A 19,577-nucleotide genomic window follows, 5' to 3' on the forward strand; every position below is an offset into this window, starting at 1 on the left:
TCTTCACAGCTGGCGCCGCGCATCGCGGCGCGCGCAAAATGTAGCAGCGCCGCATCCGCAGGTAAAAGCGGATCGGCGCTGCCATTCGACATCGATAATTTCGGCCGGCGGACTATTCGGCCGCTTCGACACGCACCCCGTTCAACGCGCCGAGTGCCTCCAGCGCCTTGCGGGTGGCGGCCTGCTGCGCCGGCGAGGCCTCCGGCATCGGTGCGCGCGGATAGGTCCTGGGCAAGCCCTGGAGCGTCTGGGCGTAACGCGTGCAGGCCGGCAGATTATCGGCGATAACAGCGTTCCACAGCGTCAACAGCTTCTTGTGCAGGTCGAGCGCGCGCGGATGGTCGCCCGCCTTCACCGCATCCCACAGCGCGACGGAGGCATGCGGCGCCGCGGTCAGGATCGCGGCGATCGAGCCATGGGCGCCGAGCGTGTAGGACGGATACATGAGGGCATCGACCGCGCTGTAGATCAGCTTGTCCGGCGCCATCATCATGAGATCCGCGAACAGCTTGAGATCGCCCGCGCTCTGCTTGACGCCGACCACCAGCGGCACCTCGGTCATGATCCGCACCAGCAGCGCCGGCGACAGATAGGACCACGGCACCACGTTGTAGATGATGATGGGCATGCCGGTCTCATCAGCCATGGCGCGGAAGTGCGCGACCATCGCCTCGTCGTCGGGCTTGAACAGATAGTGCACCGGCGTGACCTGGAGCGCTGCGACATTCATGTCGCGCACGAGCTTGCCGCGACGGATCGCATCGCGCGTGGAGTCCACGATGATGCCGGCGATCACGGGAATGCGTCCCTTCACCGCCTCGACCGTCGCGGCCATCAGGTCGCGATATTCCTCGTGATCGAGCGTGTGGCCCTCGCCGGTCGAGCCGCCGGCCGCGACGCCATGCGCGCCGGCGCCGATCATCCAGTCGACCTGGGGCGCCACGAGCCCAAGGTCGATCTCGCCGTCCTTCCGGAACGGCGTCGTCATCGGCGGGATCACGCCGGTCGGTCGTGCCTTCATGGTCTGCCCTCGCGTTTCCTTTGGTCCTGTGGCGGTCCCGCTCTCCTGACGAGTATCCGTCCGCTTTCGAGCCTATCGGCTGCGCAGGCCTTGTGAAGGGGCGGTTCACGCGGCGCTGCCCCCCACAATCGCTCATTCCTGCGATCCTTCCTCGCCCTTTTCCTTGGGGATTCCCCGTATTTGCCCGGCTTCGGTTTAGGGGCAATTTTTTTACAATCCGAATCACCAAATGGAGGTGGACGCTGGGTCGAGTCGGCTAGGTCAGCGTGTTGTTTGTGTCACAGGCTCTGGCACTCCGCTTGCATCCTCTTCGTGGTCTGAAACTACCGATGAGGTGACAGGAATGTTCGTGACCGTGGTTGCCGTGCTCTGCCGGCTGAGCGCAGCCAGCTCAGGCAGTTGCATCGAGGAAATCGTGACCGACAGCAACATGACGCCCGAGATGTCGATGATGCAGTGCGCGATCGGCGCACAGGCCCCGCTTGCCAAATGGATGGGCGAGCATCCGATCTATCACGCCAATTGGCGCCTCGAGCGCTACAAATGCGTGCCGGGTCACTACGAGATCAAGGGCCACGCCTAAGGCCCCGCAAGACTACGGATGAGGAAACGCCCCGGAGGTAGCCTGGTCTCTCCGCGCGGGCACCGCTAGCGCCAGACCCCATTGCGGCGGCGCGCCCCTGTGACGACGATCACGCCTTCCCTTTAAGCCACTGCACGCAGAATGATCGCACGCGCCTGTCGCCCTTCCGGCGTCGGCATCAGCGCGAAATTGTGCGGCTGGTCACGGAGCAGATGCAGCTCGACCGGCACGCCCGCCGCCCTCGCGCGCTCCGCGAGATCGACGCTATCGGGATAGAGCAGATCGCGCGTGCCCGAGAAGATTGTCATCGGCGCGAGCGAACGGAAGGCGCCGTTGAGCGGGCTGACGAAGGGATGGCCGACATCGAGCTCGCCGGCATAGAGCCGCCCCGCCTCAATGATCCCCGGAATGTCCTGGATCGGATCGCGGCCTGCGATCTCGACCTGCTCCGGACGGCTGACCGATGCATCGGCCGCCGGCGAGATCAGCATCAGCCGGCCCGGCTGCCGATGCCCGCGGTCGCGCAGCCACTGGCAGGCAGCGAGCGCCAGTCCCGCGCCGGCGGAATTGCCGACCGCCGTGACCTTTGCGGGCCCGACATCCTCCAGCAGCATCCGCAACAGTTCGGCCGTCGCCGGCACGAGATCCTTGGCGGTGGCATGCGGCGCAAGCGGATAGATCGGCACGACGCAGACGACGCGCGCCTTGCGCGTCATCTGGCCGACGAAGCGCCAATGCGCCGGCACGATCTCGTTGATGAAGCCACCGCCGTGCAGGAACATGACGTGGTTGCAGCCCTCATGGCCCGATGATGGCGCCGTGTAATAGACCGGCCATCCGCCCATCTTGGTCAACGTCACCTCGACGCCGCGGCCCAAACCCGTCGGCTCGTAGGAGGCCGGCTGCAATGCGAGTTTCTGCACATGCGCCTGCACGGCCTCGGCCGAGGCAAGGTGCTTCTTGAACGGAAGCTGCCGCAACAGCGCGTTGAAGCAACGACTCTGCAGGCTCGGCGCGGGATCGCCGGATGGCCGCATCCTCAACAGCCGGCCGCCCGGACAGAACTGGAAGGCCGATGCGATCTTTGCAACGCTCATGTCAGGTCTCCTCCAGACCGGGCTCTCTGTATGGGCGACGAAAAGGCTTGTGTCGACCGCCGCCACATGCGGATATAATGCGAGCATTCGCTCGCTTTTCCTACTCGCATTCGGATCGCAGGCCCATGGCGCGCAAACCGCCGACAAAACCCCGGAAAAATGCCTTGCAAGCGCGATCGCGCGCCACCGTCGACGCGCTGGTCGAGGCAACCGCTCGCATTCTGGTCCGCGAAGGCTTTGAGAAAGCCAGCACCAACCGGATCGCCGAAATCGCCGGCGTCAGCGTCGGCTCGCTCTATCAGTATTTTCCCAGCAAGGAGGCGCTCGTCGCCGCCGTGATCGACCGTCACAACGAGGAGATCATGGGCATCGTCCGTGCCGCCCTCACCGAGGTCGCCGACCTGCCGATCGACAAAGCCGTGCGCCGCCTCGTCACCGTCGCGATCGAAGCCCACCGTATCGATCCCAAACTACATCGGGTGCTTGCCGAGCAGATCCCGCGCACCGGCCAGCTCAAGGACGTCGAAGCCTTCAACCGCGAGGTCCACACCCTCGTGCGCGCCTATCTCGAAAGCCGCCGCAAGGAGATGCGCAAGATCGACCCGGGACTGGCGACCTTCATCTGCGTCAGTGCGATCGAGGCGGTCGCGCACAACACGGTGCTGAACCAGGCCGAGATGCTCTCGGAGAAGATGGTGCGGACGCTGGTGGACGAGACAACGCGGATGGTGGTGGGATATTTGAGGTAGTTTGCGAAAACGTCGCCTCATGCCCGCTCTACGCGGGAGAGCGGGCATCCTGCTAAGCAGTTGATTTATCTGCGGGCTGCATTGAGCCGAGCCCATGGCCATGAGTTTTCCATTTTTGATGGCGATCAATTCAGCTTTCCTATTGAGGACAAAACATATGCCCAAGAAAAATTGCCTGATAGTCCATGCCGCCGGAAGACAGCTCGACCTACTGCGCGGAGAGGCTTCCCGCATTGCGAAGGCGAACAAGGTCGACTGGTGGATCGATCGTGCCGACGTCGGCACACTTTTTTGCTTTGAAGACGCAAATGCTACAGATGCCTTCGCTCGCACCTGCGACAACTTCGGAGTCCGATGCCAAGACGGCTAGCTCAAAAACCCCGCCGACTTTGTGAGCCGGCGGGAGTTGAGTGAATACCTACGAAAACCGGCCCATCGCCAAACGCGCGTCGGACGGTGGGGCCGTTCCGGGTGGATGGCGAGACCTTGAGGAGGTCCAGATTCGCCACAGACCGATTTTTCAATCTCTCCCTTGGAGAGTCGTTCCTCAGACGCCGCGATGCCAATATTTTTGTGATCTGGCGCAAAAGGAAGGCCCCAGCCAATGGGGAAGACCGGGGCCTTCACAGGCCTTGCGATGGATCACACGCAAGACCGATCGCAGGATAGCTACAGGAGCGCTCGTTCCTCCTGCGGAACCAATCTCGACCCAAGTTGGCTGCAACTCCAGATGAGTCGCGAGAGCCAGCATTCCAGCAGCCAAATCGGGGCTAGAGTGTGTCCGAAGTTGAACTAGACGCGGGCGAAACCAACGTGCTGAAGCCGCGATCCAACTCGAGTGTTTCGCAAATCATCGTTTCTTCGTAGGCCGAACCCGCGGCGAACGACTAGGGCGCGTGGGTGAAGATATCCACTCGTCGATTTCGTCTGGCTCTACTCGCCACGAAGGCGAGACGCCATCGGCTGTCCGGGCTGTGACACGGTATCGGCGCTTACGGAGCTTGGCTGCCAAATTCTTCGCGCCATCTTCGTCTCGACATTCAATAGAAAAATTACCGTAACAAACAACCCAGCGCTTTCGACTTACTTTTCGTTTGGATCGCGCTGAACGCTCCATCTAAGGGACCCCGTGAGTCCCCAAGCCCGTCCCAGTATCAAGACTCCATTCTTACCAAACCGTTTAAACCTGTCCGCGACCTCGCCAAGGGCAGCGGACTACCTACCCATCCTAGCAACCCCCGACGCAAGACATGAGGTCTGGTGAACTTCATCAGCAAGATGTCATTCAATCACCTCGTCTGCGCGGCTCAGAACGGACGTTGGAAGCACCAGGCCGAGCGCCTTCGCAACCGGGAGGTTGACTACCGTGAAACTCGCGCGGCGCGGACGCTACTTGCTTGCCGCCAGGACAGGTTACACATCATAGCGCGGGGAGAAGACAACTCCGCTCCGGACGTCGCGCCTCCCAAGTCCCTGCGACGCAATGCATTGAAGCAGCTGTCGTGAATATTCCCCCGTCCCACAGGCTGGCATGGTGACATCATGCTCCTGTTTTGCCCGACGCGTCAAATCGATTCGGAAAAACATAATTCGCCAATGGGTTCGCTACTGTGCATGGGGTTGTTTTCGACATTTTAATTTTCCGCCCCCAGAAGCAGCCGCCCGCTACCGGTCGTCGCGCATGCGTCACGCAGCGGGAGCAGGCTCCACGCCGACGGTCAATCCACCGATGAGTTGGAAAAAATGGTCGGAGCGAGAGGATTTGAACCTCCGACCCCTAGTCTCCCAGACTAGTGCGCTAACCGGGCTGCGCCACGCTCCGAACGTCGTTCCATTAGCTAGGATCGCCGCTTTGCGCAAGGCGAGGTCGCAGCATTTTGGCGTCCGTGCCCACAGCCCCGGAACTGCCGGCAAAGCTCGCGAAAAGCGCCCTAGCCGTCCTTCAGCGCCTGATCCAGCATCTCCCGGCACGCGACGAGGTCAGCGAGCACCCGTCCGAGCCGCTCCCGGTCGATGGCGCTGGGCCCGGCAGGTGCGGCGGGAGTGCCGCCCTTGCGGAAGGTGGTGAGGATGTCCTCGTCGTCGACCTCCGTGAAGCGGAAGTCGATGCCTTCCTCCTCGTCGCCCTGGTAGTCGTCTTCGTCGGCATCCGTGACGCCCTTGATGGGCGCCTCGTCGTCGTCGTCGGGCTCCATCAGGCTGGCGCCGATGGCATCCTCAATGGCCCCGAACGAGACCGCGGCCGCGCCGTCGGCGAGGCCCTGCACCGACTTGACGCCGTGCTCCTTGAGGATCCGCTGCACCCCGCGGATGGTGTAGCCCTCCCCGTAGAGCAGGCGGCGGATGCCCTTGAGCAGATCGACGTCGTCGGGGCGGTAATAGCGGCGGCCGCCGCTGCGCTTCATCGGCTTGATCTGGGAGAATCGGGTCTCCCAGAACCGCAGCACGTGCTGCGGAATGTCGAGTTCCTGCGCTACTTCGCTGATGGTTCGGAACGCATCCGGCGCCTTGTCCAAATGCCTAATCCTTCGCGCAGGCGGTTACGCCTCGGGTTGAGCCTTGCTGGCGTCGCCATTGCCGCGATGCTGGGTGTTGATCCGCTGCTTCAGGATCGCCGACGGCTTGAACACCATGACGCGGCGCGGCGAGATCGGCACCTCGGTGCCAGTCTTCGGGTTACGGCCGATACGCTGACCCTTCTTGCGGACCATGAAGGAGCCGAAAGAGGACAATTTCACCGTCTCGCCCTTCTCCAGGCAGTCGGTGATCTCCTTCAGGACGAGTTCCACGAACGCAGACGATTCCGTGCGCGACAGGCCCACCTTCTGGTAGACGGCCTCGCAGAGATCAACACGCGTTACGGTTTTGCTTTGGTCGGTCATCGCCCTGCCCCACATCACGGCGAACAATTGTTGTCTGAAATTATGAGGTTACGATACGCCGGTCAACAGCGCTCATCAATGCAGGCGCATCGATAATGGCAGCTAATTCCGGCAAAATTTTATCGAATGTGGCGCTACCAGCGCACCAGCGCGGAGCCCCAGGTGAACCCGCCGCCCATCGCCTCCAGCAAAACCAGGTCGCCGCGCTTGATGCGGCCGTCCTTGCGCGCCACCGACAGCGCCAGCGGGATCGAGGCCGCCGAGGTGTTGCCGTGGCGGTCCACCGTCAGCACCACCTTCTCCGGCGCGATGTGGAGCTTGTGGGCGGAGGCGTCGATGATTCGCTTGTTGGCCTGGTGCGGCACAAACCAGTCGATGCTGTCGGCATTGAGCCCGGTGGTCTGGAAGGCGTCGACGATCACGTCGGTGATCATGCCGACCGCGTGCTTGAAGACCTCGCGGCCCTCCATGCGCAGATGGCCGACGGTCTGGGTCGAGGACGGACCGCCGTCGACGAACAGCTTTGCCTTGTGGCGGCCGTCGGAGCGCAGGTGAGTGGTCACGACGCCCCGGTCGGTCGCGGCGTTGCCCGGCTGCTCCTGTGCCTCCAGCACCACCGCGCCGGCACCGTCACCGAACAGCACACAGGTGCCGCGATCGTTCCAGTCGAGGATGCGCGAGAAGGTCTCGGCGCCGATCACCAGCGCGCGCTTGAAGGCGCCGGTGCGCAGGAAATTGTCGGCGGTGGCGAGCGCGAACACGAAGCCCGAGCACACCGCCTGGAGATCGAACGCCGCGCCATGGTTGATGCCGAGCGCGTGCTGCACCGCGACCGCGGTTGCGGGGAAGGTGTTGTCAGGCGTCGAGGTCGCCAGCACGATCAGCTCGATCGACTGCGCGTCCACGCCGGCGTCGCTGAGCGCAGCCTGCGCCGCCTTGATCGCCAGATGCGAGGTGAACTCGCCCTCGGCCGCGATATGCCGCTCGCGAATGCCGGTGCGCTGCACGATCCATTCGTCGGACGTATCGATGCGCGCCGCCAGCTGGGCGTTGGTCACCACCTGCTCCGGCAAATAAGAGCCGCAGCCCAGCACGACCGAACGAATTTGAGTCACGAAACAGCCTCCTGCGCGGTCTGCACGGAACTAAGTGCACCACCCTCGCGGTTGAGCATCTGATTGATCTTGTTCAGGAGATCGTAGTGAGCCATCTCATAGCCAACATCGATCGCATAGGCAAAGCCTTCGGAGCTGATTCCACCATGGCTCTTGACCACGATCCCGTTCAATCCAAGGAACACGCCGCCGTTGGACTTGTTCGGGTCCATCTTGTCCCGCAGGGCCTTGAAGGCGCTGCGCGCCAAGAGGTAGCCGAGCTTGGACAGCCAGCTCCGCTGCATCTCGTTGCGGAGTAATTCCGCCATCTGCCGTGCGGTTCCCTCGGCGGCCTTGAGCGCGATATTGCCGCTGAAGCCTTCGGTGACGATGACGTCGGCCAGCCCCTTGCCGATGCCGTCGCCCTCGACGAAGCCGAGATAATCGAGCTCCGGCAGGTTCACCGCACGCAGCCTGTCCCCGGCCTCGCGGATCTCCTCGTGCCCCTTGATCTCCTCGGTCCCGATATTGAGCAGGCCGACCGTGGGCCGGGGCTTGTCGAACAGGACGCTCGCCATCGCGGCGCCCATGACGGCGAGCGACACCAGATGGTGTGCGTCGCCACCGATGGCGGCACCGAGGTCGAGCACGACCGATTCGCCGCGCTTGGTCGGCCATACCCCGGCAATCGCCGGGCGGTCGATGCCCGGCAGCGTGCGCAGGTGGAAGCGCGACATCGCCATCAGCGCGCCGGTATTCCCGGCGGAGATCACGACATCCGCCTCGCCCTTCTTCACCGCGTCGATGGCGAGCCACATCGAGGAGGTCTTGCGGCCGCGCCGCAGCGCCTGGCTCGGCTTATCGTGCATGGCGACGGCGACGTCGGTATGGATGATCTTCGAAGCGGCCTTGAGGGCGGGATGCTTCTCGAGCTCGGGCTCGATCTTGGCGCGGTCCCCGACCAGCAGGAATTCGATCTCGCGATGCCTGTGAAGCGAGATGGCGGCGCCTGGAATGACCACGGCGGCGCCGACGTCGCCCCCCATGGCGTCAAGCGCGATGCGAACCTTGCTTGGCATAAAAGTCCTGGAAACCTGGTCTGGTGCGGTCTTGAACGAGCTGTGCCGCAAAATGGGTCCGCCATGGACATGGCGACCGGTCAGGCGCCACGCGGCGCCCGGACCGGGGCGCGACAATAGCGTTTTGTTATCCCGAAACAACCTCTTGCCCCCAGCCTTTTGCATTCGGGGCGACCCGCGGGCGGCGGCGAAAATTCACAATAAGCGCATTGAAATCAAACAGATATAAGCTCCTTTCAAAGCATCCGGACAAGCGGCTCACGCACCCCGCAAAGCGATCCTCACCGGGAATGCCCAGCTATTTGCCCTTCTTCTTGTCCTGGAGCGCCTTCAGCGCCGCGAACGGATGGTCCTCGGGGTCCAGCGCGGTGACCTCGGCCTCGAACTTGACGCCCGGCTTGCGCGGATAGGGATCGACCGCCAGGAACAGCGCATCGGTGGCAATCCGGCCGAGATCGATGATGCCGTTCACGATTGCCTCCGGCGGATCGATCACCTCCGGCGGCTCCGCGTCGTCCTGCCCCTCCTCGATCAGGTCGGCCATCTTCCGAACCTCGGCTTCGGGGGCGAACACCAGATCGACGTCCTCCTCGATCTCGCTCTCGATCGGATCGAGGGTGACGACGCAGATCTGGCCGATCCGGGCACGGACGTGCCCCGTAACCTGGATCCGGCCGCCGCTCTTGGGCACGACGTCGAAAGCAGCCTGGGCGGAGAGCACCTCCCGCAAGCCGCCGACCTCGGCGATGGCCTGCAGCTCGGCGGCTGAAGCCTCGAGCTTGCGGTGCAGGCCGGTGTCGGGGATCTGCGCGACGATGACGGGGGACCGCCAGGGATCGGGTCTGGATTCGGCGTTCGGTCGGCTCATCGCGTGATGTCCTCAGTGAGCGCTGGGGGATACTTGAAAGACGCGCGCAGCAGCGTGGCCTCGTCGGTCCGGCCGAGATCGGCCTCTGTGGCCCGGGCGTAGGCCGCGAGCCGCCGAGCCTGGTCCATGCCGGTCCCATTCAGGATATTCTTGCAGATGGCGGCTGCCAGCGCCTCGCCGCCGCCTTCGATGGCCTGGTCATAGGCCTGGACGCGGCCGTAAAACGCCTCGCCGAAGGCCCGCATCCGCTTCGGCACGGTCTGGTCGCCTATCCCCATCTCGCGCAGATTGTCGTCCATGTCCTCGCAGAAACGGTCGAACAGCGCCTGCGAAAGCTCCGTGGCGCCTTGGCCCTGGTTGGCGCCTTGGTTGACGCTCTGGACCGTGCGCAGGCGTCGCAGCAGCAGCCAGAGATGCAGCAGCAACAGGTCGAAACGCCCGTTAACCGTATCGGGCACGCCCAAGTCGCGGTAAAATATGGGTTCTCGCGCCTGCGTCACGATCATGCCATAGATGGCTTCAATGGTGCCGCGCGGGGCTTGCCGGGGTTTCCTGAAGTGATTGAACGGCCAAACCATTGTGGGTTCCGCAAGCGGGCGTGCGCGTGTTGCAATTGCAGTCTCCGCCCGGTACTTCAGCGCCTCGCGCGACGCAAGGGGACGGAATCAGTTCCACGATGACGATAACGAACCAGACCAGCCTGCGCGCCAACAAGCCGCGCGGCCTTCATGCACGCTGGCGCGGTTTGCGCATGCTTGCGGCCGTCGCCCTGGTCGGCGCCGCCCTTGCCGGCTGCACCGGCGAGCAGTTCCAGAAGGGTTACATCCTGCCGCCCGGCGCGCTGGAGCAAATTCCGATCGGCGCGAGCCAGGATCAGGTGCTGATCGTGATGGGCACGCCCTCCACGGTCGCAACCCTCGACGGTGAGGTGTTTTACTACATCTCGCAGCGCTCGGAGCGGATGGTCGCCTTCATGAACCAGAGGGTGGTCGATCAGCGCGTCATCGCGGTCTATTTCGACAAGAACCGGCGCGTGCGCCGGCTGGCGAATTACGGCCTCCAGGACGGCAAGATCTTCGACTTCATCAGCCGGACCACGGCGACGTCGGGTCAGGAGATGAACTACCTCACGCCGATCTTCAAGTTGCTCAGCTTTAACTAAGCCTGCTCAGCTTTAACTGAGCCTTCAGCCTGCGGCGTCGTGCCGCCCTCCGCGCGGCACTTGCCGTCGCGTGCGGCTTGCCGTTGCGCGCCCGGTTCCATACGCTCCCTGCAAAACAAGAAGCAGGGAGTGGATTCGTGCCCAAGACTTTGTTGTCCCGCCGTCGCGTGCTCGCCGGTGCTGCCGGCCTCTCGGCCGCAGCGATCCTGCCGCGATCGAGCCTGGCGGACTGGAAGCCCACCGAAAACGTCCGCATCATCGTGCCGGCTGCGGCCGGCGGCTCGACCGACGTCATGGGCCGGCTGCTGGCCGCGCATCTGCAGACCGCCTGGGGCCAGTCGGCGGTCGTGGAGAACCGCTCCGGCGGCGGCGGTACGATCGGCACGGCCGAGGCCGTCCGCGCCAAGCCTGACGGCCACACCATCCTGATCGGCAACCCCGGGCCGAACGCGATCGCCTACAGCATCTTCAAGAACCTCACCTACAAGCCGGACCAGCTCCAGCCGGTCTCCAACATGATCCGGATCCCGAACATCGTCTCGGCGCATCCGAAGACCGGCATCAAGTCGGTCGCCGAGCTGATCGCATATCTGAAGACCAACCCGGACAAGCTCAGCTACGCCTCATCCGGCGTCGGCCAGAGCCCTCACCTCACCGGCGCCTGGTTCCTCCAGCTCACCGGACTGAAGATGACGCACATCCCGTTCCGCGGTGCGGGCCCCGCGCTCCAGGCCGCGCTGGCCGGCGACATCCAGATCCTGTTCGACAATCTCTATCCGAGCCTTCCGCAGGTGCAGAACGGCACCCTCACCGGCCTCTGCGTCACCACGACCGACCGCAGCGACCTCGCGCCGAACCTGCCGACCATGCGCGAGAGCGCGCCGGAGCTGGCCAATTTCGACGTGTCGTCGTGGTTCTCGGTGTTCCTGCCCAAGGGTGTGCAGCCCGCCGTGCTGGAAGCGCTCAATCTTCAGGTCAAGGCGATGCTGGAGCGCGACGACATCAAGAAAAACATCTCCGCCATGGGCGCCCGCGCCGACTACGGCACGCCGCAGCAATTCGCCGATTTCGTGGACGCCGAGACGAAGAAATTCGCCGGCATCATCCAGAAGGAAGGCCTGCAGATGGACGTGCAGTAGGCACCACATCCGTCATTGCGAGCGCAGCGAAGCAATCCAGACTTTTGCCGCGGGAAGATTCTGGATTGCTTCGCTACGCTCGCAATGACGTGGTGAGAGCCTCCAGCCCATCAAACAAAAACCCCGCGGCTCGCGCCGCGGGGTTTTGTCGTGTGTCGCTTGCGCCGTTCAGTGCGCGAGGATCGCCAGCAGCAGCAAGGCCACGATGTTCGTGATCTTGATCATCGGGTTCACCGCCGGTCCCGCCGTATCCTTGTAGGGATCGCCGACGGTGTCGCCGGTGACGGCCGACTTGTGGGCATCACTGCCCTTGCCGCCGAAGTGACCGTCCTCGATGTACTTCTTGGCGTTGTCCCAGGCGCCGCCGCCCGAGGTCATGGAGATCGCGACGAACAGGCCCGTCACGATCACGCCGAGCAACATCGCGCCCACCGCGGAGAACGCAGCCGACTTGCCGGCCGGGCCGCCACCCGCGATCGCATAGATCACGAAGTAGACGAAGATCGGCGACAGCACCGGCAGCAGCGAGGGGATGATCATCTCCTTGATCGCCGCCTTGGTCAGCAGGTCGACCGCCTTGCCGTAATCCGGCTTGTCGGTGCCCTGCATGATGCCCGGCTTTTCGCGGAACTGCCGGCGCACCTCCTCGACGATCGCGCTTGCCGCGCGACCGACCGCAGTCATGCCCATCGCGCCGAACAGATACGGCAAGAGGCCGCCGAACAGCAGGCCGACAACCACGTAGGGGTTGTTGAGCGAGAAGTCCGGATTGACGCCGGCGAAGTACGGATGGTGCGCGGAGTCCGCAACGAAGAACTTGAGGTCCTGGTTGTAGGCCGCGAACAGCACGAGGGCACCGAGACCGGCGGAACCGATCGCGTAGCCCTTCGTCACCGCCTTGGTGGTGTTGCCGACCGCATCGAGCGCGTCGGTCGACTTGCGCACCTCCTTCGGCAGGCCCGCCATCTCGGCGATGCCGCCGGCGTTGTCGGTGACCGGGCCGAAGGCGTCGAGGGCGACGACCATGCCGGCCAGCGCCAGCATGGTGGCCGTCGCGATCGCGATGCCGAACAGGCCCGCCAGGCTGTAGGTGACCAGGATGCCGGCGATGATGACGATCGCGGGCAGCGCGGTCGCTTCCATCGAGACGGCGAGACCCTGGATCACGTTGGTGCCGTGACCGGTCACCGACGCCTGGGCGATCGACTTCACCGGCCGATAGTCGGTGCCGGTGTAGTATTCGGTGATCCAGATGATCAGCGCGGTGACGACGAGGCCGACGATGCCGCATTGGAACAGCGACATGCCGGTGTAGTCGACGCCGTCGAGCTTGCCGAAGCCGATCAGATAGTAGATCACGCCGGCGATGCCGATCAGCGACAGGATGCCGGTTGCGATCAGGCCCTTGTAGAGCGCGCCCATGATCGATTGGCTCGGCCCGAGCTTCACGAAGAAGGTGCCGATGATCGAGGTGATGATGCAGATGCCGCCGATGGCGAGCGGCAGCGTCATCATGTTCATGAGGATCGGCGTCTTGGCGAAGAAGATCGCCGCGAGCACCATGGTGGCGACCGCAGTCACCGCATAGGTCTCGAACAGGTCGGCAGCCATGCCGGCGCAGTCGCCCACGTTGTCACCGACGTTGTCGGCAATGGTGGCCGGGTTGCGCGGATCGTCCTCGGGGATGCCGGCCTCGACCTTGCCGACGAGGTCGCCGCCGACGTCCGCACCCTTGGTGAAGATGCCGCCGCCGAGACGGGCGAAGATCGAGATCAGCGAGGCACCGAAGCCGAGCGCCACCAGGGCGTCGACCACGAGACGGCTATCGGGCGCGAGTTTCAGCGAGTGCACCAGGAAGCCGAAATAGAGGGTCACGCCGAGCAGCGCGAGACCCGCCACCAGCATGCCCGTGATGGCGCCTGCCTTGAAGGCGAGCTCGAGGCCGCCGGCAAGCGACGTGGTCGCTGCCTGGGCGGTGCGCACATTGGCGCGAACCGAGACGTTCATGCCGATGAAGCCGGCCGCCCCCGACAGGACGGCGCCGATCAAGAAGCCGATGCCGACGTAGAGACCAAGGAAATAGACAAGCAGGACGAAGATGACGACGCCGACAATACCGATCGTCGTATACTGGCGCCGCAGATACGCCTGTGCGCCTTCAGCGACTGCGCCTGCAATTTCCTGCATGCGCGGTGACCCCGCATCCGCACTCAACACCGAAGACGTCGCCCAGATCGCGTAGACGATGGAAAGCACTCCGCAGAGCACTATCAACCATAATGCTGTCATGTGATTTTTGCCTCAGATCCTTGATGTACGTACCCCCGGCGCCTTTTGTTTTTCCGTCATGCGGTTGGCGCCCTTATGTTGAACAGGGCCGCCCCTTGCACGAAGGTGTGGCCCTGGTCGGTCACAAGCTTGCCAAAATCAAATTGAGGGTGCAACGCCGGATGAGGTCGAAAAAGCCGATCTCGGCAAGTATTTAGACCTAATCCCGAGCGCTTGGCCGCCGGCCTGGCGCAGCAACGGGAGGCGACCTCAGAACCGGGCGAGGCTTGGCCTGGGCCACGCCTAGGCCATCGCCCTCACGGGATGGCGAGAGGCTGACGCCATTTCCAGGGTCTGCCCGTCGGCTGTCGTGCGTCGGTTGAAGATCTTGACGTCGTAGACGCTGCCATTGGGGCCAGCCTCCAGCGTCACCGAAACGGCCTGCTCGGGCTTGAGGACGCCGAGCGGCACATCCTGGTCGGGCAGGATGAGCGTCGCCTGCTCATTGACCAACACCACGACAAGATGGCCTTTCGCCATGTTGGCCTTCGACAACCCGCGCAACTGGCCGTGATAAGGCTCCCGGGTCCAGGCCGATGGCAGGCCGGGATCGACCACGACATGGATGTTGTTAGTCCCGGGATGCAAGGTGAGCACCATCTTCGACTGATCCGGCTTCCATTGCATGGACATCGACGGCATGGTTTTCCAGAGACAATTGAACGCGGCGCACTCGTCCGGCAGATTGTCGTGGATCGTGCAACCCCGGCCGGGCTTGCAATGCGAGCACCATTTGCCAGCGGTCTTGCCGAGCTCGACCACGTTGTAGACCTTGCAACAGAGCGTGCAGCTTCCGCACTCCCTCCCGGGAACAATCTGCGCCTCGCTCAAACCCGCAACGGCCGCCGTCATCGAATCAAATCCATTGGCTGCATTCGCACCAGCGGTTCGGATACATCTACTTGCTTTCGTCGGGGTTGCGGCAAGCGGCGACCGGCAAATCCGGACAGATCGGGCTTGAGGCGAGTCGAATTCAGAAGTGGCTGTAGGACAGGCGCTTCAAGGCCAGTTCCTGGCCCTGACCGTCCAAAAAGCGCGGCCGTTCGCGGCCCGCGACGATCGTGCCGATCGCCGTGACGGCCACGCCCGCCGCCTGCCCTGCGGCAATCAGCGCCTCACTTTGCGCCGGCGGCACCGTGCACAGCACCTCGTAGTCGTCGCCCCCGGCGAGCAGCGTCTCAACGCAAATAGCGTTGCGCGCGATCAGGCCGGCCGCCGCGGGTGACAGGGGTATGCTCGCCACGTTCACCGTGGCCGAGACGCCGGACGCCGCACAGAGTTTCGTCAGATCGCCGGCGAGCCCGTCGGAGACATCCATCGCGGCCGTCGCGTGGTCACGCACGGCCTGCGCCAGTACATTGCGCGGTTGCGGGATGCGATAGCGCGAGACCAGCATTTCCCTCGCTTGCGGTTCGGACGCGAACGCCCCGGCCGCGGCGCCGCCTGTGAGCACGCTGAGGCCGAGCACGGCATCGCCGATCGTTCCCGTCACCAGGATGCGGTCGCCCGGCCGCGCGCCGGTACGGCCGACCATCCGCCCCTTCGGCACGCGGCCGAAGGCGGTGATCGAGATCATCTGCGGCCCCGGCGTCGACACCGTGTCGCCGCCGAGCAGCGGGCACGCGAAGGTCCTGCTGTCCTCGCCGAGCGCGTCCGCGAACGGTCTGAGCCAGGCATCCTCCCGGCTGCGCAACGCCAGCGTCAGCACGAAGCCGGCGGGCGCCGCGCCCTTGGCGGCAAGATCGGACAGGTTCACCCGCAGCGCCTTGCGCGCGATGGTGTCGGGCGGATCGGTGGCAAGATAATGCACGCCCTCGACGACGGCGTCGGTGGTGACGACGATGTCGTCGCCGGACGAGGACAGGACCGCGGCATCATCGACCAGCCCGAACGCGCCGGGATCGGTCGCCAGCGGCTTGAAATAGCGCGCGATGAGGGAGTCTTCGGCGGAGGGGTTTTGAGAGTCTGCCATCGGCCTTAGCCACACCCAATACTGTCATCGCCCGGCTTGACCGGGCGATCCAGTATGCCGAGACGGCAGTGATGAATTACGACCGCCGCGGCGTACTGGATCACCCGCCTTCGCGGGTGATGACAGCGGAGTATGGGGCAGCCGCATCGCATCTCTTCACCGCCATCGTGGATAACTACCCCCGCCCGAACTCGTCGCCGCGGAACTGGCGGCCGATCTGGTCTAGCACGGCGTTGACCATGCCGGTCTCCTCGCGGTCGACGAAGGCATTGGCGACGTCGACATATTCGGACACGACGACGCGGCCCGGCACGTCCTTGCGGTGCTGGAGCTCATAGGCCCCTGCCCGCAGCACTGCGCGCAGGATGGCCTCGATGCGCTTCAACGGCCACCCCGTCGACAGCGCCTCGTCGATCAGGGGATCCAGCTTCTTCTGGTCGCGCACGACGCCGGAGACGACATCCCGGAAAAACGCGGCTTCCGCCGGCAGGTAAGTATCGCCCTCGACCTCGTTGCCGAGCCAGTGGCTCTCGAACTCCGCAAAGATGTCGTTGATGCCGGCGCCGGCGATGTCCATCTGATACAGCGCCTGCACGGCCGCGAGCCGCGCCGCACCGCGCCGGTTCGCTTTCTTCTCGGTGCCAGCCGGCGGCTTTTTGCTGTGATCGGCCATGATCAAGCCCGCGCCAGCCGGCGCTTGATGCGCAGCATCGCAAGCGCGGCGCGCGCGGCATCGCCGCCCTTGTTGAGCTCGCTGGCGCGCGCCCGCGCCCAGGCCTGCGCCTCGGTGTTGACGGTGAGGATGCCGTTGCCGAGCGGCAGCTTTCGCGAGACCGCAAGATCCATCAGCGCGCGCGAGGATTCCTGCGAGACGATCTCGAAATGGATGGTATCGCCGCGGATCACGCAGCCGAGCGCGATCACCGCGTCATAGGGCTTGCCGTTCGCCGCCGCGGCATCGATCGCGATGGCGACCGCCGCCGGGATTTCCAGCGCGCCGGGAACCGTGATGATGTCATGCGTCAGACCGGCTGCCTTCAGCTCGGTCACCGCGCCGTCCAGAAGCGCATCCTGGAGATCGTCATAGAACCGCGCCTCGACAATCAGCGCGCGTGCGCCGGAAATGTCGGTCTGGTCCTTCAGGGGTGCGCGTCGCGCGTCTGCCATCGTCTAAATCCGTTCTACAGAGGTCGGCGCTATGTAGTCGCCGGACGCATGTAAGCCAAGTTCAAAGACACTGTCATTCCGGGGCGATGCGAAGCATCGAGCCCGGAATCTCGAGATTCCCCGGTGCGCAATTGCGCACCTGTGGTCTGGTCCTTCGGACCATCCCGGAATGACGGCTCCGCCGTCACTTCATTTCCGTCAGCCGCGCGGCATAGCGGGCCATCAGGTCGACCTCGATATTGACCTCGGCGCCCGCTTTCCAGCCGCCGATCGTCGTGACCGTCAGAGTATGCGGGATGATCAGCACCGAAAAGGTCACGTCTCTCACCGTATTGACCGTCAGCGAGACGCCGTCGAGCGTGATCGAGCCCTTGGTGGCGATGAAGCGCGCGAGCTCCCGCGTGGTCGAGAGCTCGAACCGCGCCATATCAGGCAGGTCCTCGCGACTGACGAGGGTGGCGACACCGTCGGCATGGCCGGCGACGATATGGCCGCCGAGCTCGTCGCCGATCTTGAGCGCGCGCTCGAGATTGAGCCTCGTGCCGACCTTCCAGTGCTTTGCAGTCGTCAGCGCCAGCGTCTCGGCGGCGGCATCGACGTCGAACCAGGTTCTGCCGCCTTCGACGCCGGAAGCAACCACCGTCAGGCAGACGCCGTTGCAGGCGATCGAGGCGCCGTCGGCGATCGTGGTCTGATCGTAGCGGCAAGCGATGCGCAGCCTGTGCAACTGGCCCTGCGCTGTGGGCGTGAAGCCGACGATCTCGCCGATATCGGTGACAATGCCAGTGAACATTACGCGCGCTCGTAGATGGTGAGAGTATCCTTGCCGAATGTCTCGCTAGCATGAACCTTATAGGCCTGCGACCGCGTGATTTTCGACAGGGGCAATGCATCGAGCGCATCGACGCCGCCCGGGCCGACCTCTTCCGCTCCGCGGAACAGCCAGATCTCGTCGGCGAGGTCGGCCGCGACGAAGGACGCCGCGACGCGGCTGCCGCCCTCGACCATCAGCCGCGTGATGCCTTTCTCCGCCAGCACATGCAACACGGCCGAAAGATCAAGCCCGGAAGCGTTTCCCGGCGGTACGCGGATGATCTGAGCGCCGGCCGCTCCGAGCCGCGTGGCGGCGGCGGCTTCCGCAAGCTCCGAGCCGATCACCCAGAGTGGCGTCTCCCGCGCGGAACGACCAAGCTGGCTCGCGGCCGAAATGCGCAGATTCTGGTCGAGCACGACGCGTATGGGCGAACGCGCTTCCATGCCCGGCAGGCGACAGTTGAGCTGCGGATCATCCGCCAGCACCGTGCCCACGCCGACCAGGACGGCGTCGCTCTGTGCGCGGAGCAGATGCACGCGATTGCGCACGGCCTCGCCCGTGATCGCAAGCGGCTTGCCGCCAGCCGCACCGATCTTGCCGTCAGGCGAGACCGCGAGCTTCAGGATCACGTGCGGGCGCTTGTCACGGATGCGGCGGAAATGCCCGGCATGGTCGAACGCGGCCTCCGCCGCGCACAGACCCACATCCACCGTGATGCCGGCGGCGCGCAAACGCGCATGACCCTGGCCCGCCACTTCCGGATTGGGATCCTCGATCGCCGCGACCACCCGCGTGATGCCGGCGGCAATCACCGTGTCTGCGCAAGGCGGCGACTTGCCGAAATGCGAGCACGGCTCCAGCGTGACATAGAGCGTAGCGCCTCGCGCGGCCTCGCCGGCCCGGCGCAGCGCTTCGGGCTCGCCGTGCGGGCGCCCGCCTGGCTGCGTCCAGCCACGGCCGATGATGACCCCGTCTTTGACGATGACAGCGCCCACGGCAGGATTGGGCCAGGTGCGCCCCTGCCCGCGCTTGCCCAGCGCCAGCGCAAGCTGCAGGAAGCGGCGATCGGCGTCCTTGGACTCGCGGGCCTTCTGCGCGAACTGATCCTCCAGGATCCGGAAGATCATTTGCGGATCGCGGCGAGCCGCGCTTCCTCCTCACCGGAGAGCTCGCCGAGCACGTCGGCGAAATCCTTGGCCTCGCGGAAATTGCGATAGACCGAGGCAAAGCGCACATAGGCGACGTCGTCGAGCGTGCGCAGATGCTCCATCACGGTCTCGCCGATCACCTCGGAGGAGATCTCGGCCTCGCCACCGGTCTCGAGCTCGCGGACGATGGTGGAGACCATCTTCTCGACGCGCTCCGGCTCGACCTGCCGCTTGCGCAAGGAGATCGACACCGAGCGCATCAGCTTGTCGCGGTCGAACGGCACGCGGCGGCCGTTGCGCTTGATCACCGTGAGCTCGCGCAACTGCACGCGCTCGAAAGTGGTGAAGCGGAAATTGCAGGCGACACACACGCGCCGCCTGCGGATCACGGAAGAATCCTCAGTCGGACGCGAGTCCTTTACCTGCGTATCGAGACTGTTGCAGTTCGGGCAGCGCATCCGTTTACCCTAGGCT

The 19,577-nt window shown here is 64.5% G+C and carries 21 protein-coding genes and 1 tRNA gene; 5 read left to right on the top strand and 17 right to left on the bottom strand.

All coding sequences use genetic code 11. The annotated features are described in order from the left end of the window. Positions 1-112: 112 nt before the first annotated feature. Positions 113-1,021, bottom strand: coding sequence for a dihydrodipicolinate synthase family protein (locus AB7245_RS25680; protein ID WP_028152627.1), 909 nt, complete (start codon positions 1,019-1,021; stop codon positions 113-115). A gap of 343 nt (positions 1,022-1,364) precedes the next feature. Here AB7245_RS25680 and AB7245_RS25685 point away from each other — a divergent pair, with 343 nt between their 5' ends. Continuing rightward, positions 1,365-1,604 carry a hypothetical protein gene (locus tag AB7245_RS25685; protein ID WP_028152628.1) on the top strand — a complete coding sequence of 80 codons (240 nt, stop codon included), beginning with the start codon at positions 1,365-1,367 and terminating at the stop codon, positions 1,602-1,604. A gap of 122 nt (positions 1,605-1,726) precedes the next feature. Here AB7245_RS25685 and AB7245_RS25690 read toward each other — a convergent pair whose 3' ends face one another. After that, positions 1,727-2,701: an alpha/beta hydrolase fold domain-containing protein gene (locus AB7245_RS25690; protein ID WP_085400759.1), complete on the bottom strand. Its 975-nt coding sequence runs from the start codon at positions 2,699-2,701 to the stop codon at positions 1,727-1,729. A 164-nt stretch (positions 2,702-2,865) separates the two neighbouring features. Between AB7245_RS25690 and AB7245_RS25695 the strand changes: the two genes are divergently transcribed. Further along, on the top strand, positions 2,866-3,450 hold the full coding sequence (locus tag AB7245_RS25695) for a TetR/AcrR family transcriptional regulator (RefSeq protein ID WP_223154007.1): 585 nt from the start codon (positions 2,866-2,868) through the stop codon (positions 3,448-3,450). Between the two features lie 94 nt (positions 3,451-3,544). Further along, positions 3,545-3,820: a hypothetical protein gene (locus tag AB7245_RS25700; RefSeq protein WP_223154006.1), complete on the top strand. Its 276-nt coding sequence runs from the start codon at positions 3,545-3,547 to the stop codon at positions 3,818-3,820. A 1,374-nt stretch (positions 3,821-5,194) separates the two neighbouring features. Here the strand turns inward: AB7245_RS25700 and AB7245_RS25705 are convergent. The 7 genes from AB7245_RS25705 to AB7245_RS25735 all read right to left on the bottom strand — a co-directional run bounded on the left by AB7245_RS25705 (position 5,195) and on the right by AB7245_RS25735 (position 9,951). Then, positions 5,195-5,272 (bottom strand) — tRNA-Pro (locus AB7245_RS25705). 109 nt (positions 5,273-5,381) lie between these two features. After that, positions 5,382-5,966, bottom strand: a complete 585-nt coding sequence (locus AB7245_RS25710) for a MerR family transcriptional regulator (protein WP_071913245.1) — start codon at positions 5,964-5,966, stop codon at positions 5,382-5,384. Positions 5,967-5,990: 24 nt separating this feature from the next. Next, positions 5,991-6,332, bottom strand: coding sequence for an integration host factor subunit alpha (locus tag AB7245_RS25715; RefSeq protein ID WP_028152484.1), 342 nt, complete (start codon positions 6,330-6,332; stop codon positions 5,991-5,993). A gap of 134 nt (positions 6,333-6,466) precedes the next feature. Further along, entirely contained in the window at positions 6,467-7,447 is a 981-nt protein-coding gene (locus AB7245_RS25720; protein ID WP_071913243.1) for a beta-ketoacyl-ACP synthase III, read from the bottom strand. After that, entirely contained in the window at positions 7,444-8,505 is a 1,062-nt protein-coding gene (gene plsX / locus AB7245_RS25725; protein WP_063982863.1) for a phosphate acyltransferase PlsX, read from the bottom strand. The genes AB7245_RS25720 and plsX overlap by 4 nt, the downstream gene beginning before the upstream one ends. A 298-nt stretch (positions 8,506-8,803) precedes the next feature. After that, the gene (locus AB7245_RS25730) at positions 8,804-9,373 is read right to left on the bottom strand and encodes a YceD family protein (RefSeq protein WP_085399853.1); all 570 of its coding nucleotides are present in this window, start codon (positions 9,371-9,373) and stop codon (positions 8,804-8,806) included. Beyond that, positions 9,370-9,951, bottom strand: coding sequence for a ubiquinol-cytochrome C chaperone family protein (locus tag AB7245_RS25735; protein WP_085399854.1), 582 nt, complete (start codon positions 9,949-9,951; stop codon positions 9,370-9,372). The genes AB7245_RS25730 and AB7245_RS25735 overlap by 4 nt, the downstream gene beginning before the upstream one ends. A 98-nt stretch (positions 9,952-10,049) precedes the next feature. On the opposite strand from AB7245_RS25735, the gene AB7245_RS25740 reads away from it, so the two are divergent. Both AB7245_RS25740 and AB7245_RS25745 read left to right on the top strand, forming a co-directional pair. Beyond that, positions 10,050-10,535, top strand: coding sequence for an outer membrane protein assembly factor BamE (locus tag AB7245_RS25740; protein WP_085399855.1), 486 nt, complete (start codon positions 10,050-10,052; stop codon positions 10,533-10,535). A gap of 137 nt (positions 10,536-10,672) precedes the next feature. Next, positions 10,673-11,674, top strand: coding sequence for a Bug family tripartite tricarboxylate transporter substrate binding protein (locus AB7245_RS25745; protein ID WP_071913233.1), 1,002 nt, complete (start codon positions 10,673-10,675; stop codon positions 11,672-11,674). Positions 11,675-11,842: 168 nt separating this feature from the next. Here AB7245_RS25745 and AB7245_RS25750 read toward each other — a convergent pair whose 3' ends face one another. The 8 genes from AB7245_RS25750 to nrdR form a co-directional block, all read right to left on the bottom strand. Beyond that, positions 11,843-13,963 carry a sodium-translocating pyrophosphatase gene (locus AB7245_RS25750; protein WP_071913231.1) on the bottom strand — a complete coding sequence of 707 codons (2,121 nt, stop codon included), beginning with the start codon at positions 13,961-13,963 and terminating at the stop codon, positions 11,843-11,845. A gap of 282 nt (positions 13,964-14,245) precedes the next feature. Further along, positions 14,246-14,854 carry a hypothetical protein gene (locus AB7245_RS25755; protein ID WP_085399856.1) on the bottom strand — a complete coding sequence of 203 codons (609 nt, stop codon included), beginning with the start codon at positions 14,852-14,854 and terminating at the stop codon, positions 14,246-14,248. A gap of 121 nt (positions 14,855-14,975) precedes the next feature. Then, complete coding sequence (gene thiL, locus AB7245_RS25760; RefSeq protein WP_085399857.1) at positions 14,976-15,974, bottom strand: thiamine-phosphate kinase; 999 nt, start codon at positions 15,972-15,974, stop codon at positions 14,976-14,978. Between the two features lie 175 nt (positions 15,975-16,149). Then, entirely contained in the window at positions 16,150-16,647 is a 498-nt protein-coding gene (gene nusB, locus AB7245_RS25765; protein WP_085399858.1) for a transcription antitermination factor NusB, read from the bottom strand. A gap of 2 nt (positions 16,648-16,649) precedes the next feature. Then, positions 16,650-17,141, bottom strand: coding sequence for a 6,7-dimethyl-8-ribityllumazine synthase (gene ribH, locus AB7245_RS25770; RefSeq protein WP_085399859.1), 492 nt, complete (start codon positions 17,139-17,141; stop codon positions 16,650-16,652). 184 nt (positions 17,142-17,325) lie between these two features. Further along, a complete protein-coding gene (locus tag AB7245_RS25775) occupies positions 17,326-17,934 on the bottom strand; it encodes a riboflavin synthase (protein WP_085399860.1) in 609 nt (202 codons plus the stop codon). Further along, a complete protein-coding gene (gene ribD, locus AB7245_RS25780) occupies positions 17,934-19,082 on the bottom strand; it encodes a bifunctional diaminohydroxyphosphoribosylaminopyrimidine deaminase/5-amino-6-(5-phosphoribosylamino)uracil reductase RibD (RefSeq protein ID WP_085399861.1) in 1,149 nt (382 codons plus the stop codon). The genes AB7245_RS25775 and ribD overlap by 1 nt, the downstream gene beginning before the upstream one ends. Beyond that, positions 19,079-19,561, bottom strand: coding sequence for a transcriptional regulator NrdR (gene nrdR / locus AB7245_RS25785; RefSeq protein WP_007603426.1), 483 nt, complete (start codon positions 19,559-19,561; stop codon positions 19,079-19,081). Before nrdR ends, ribD begins: the two co-directional genes overlap by 4 nt. Positions 19,562-19,577 lie beyond the last annotated feature (16 nt).

The sequence above is a fragment of the Bradyrhizobium sp. 604_D8_N2_3 genome (assembly GCF_051810765.1).
GTDB classification, from domain to species: domain Bacteria; phylum Pseudomonadota; class Alphaproteobacteria; order Rhizobiales; family Xanthobacteraceae; genus Bradyrhizobium; species Bradyrhizobium barranii.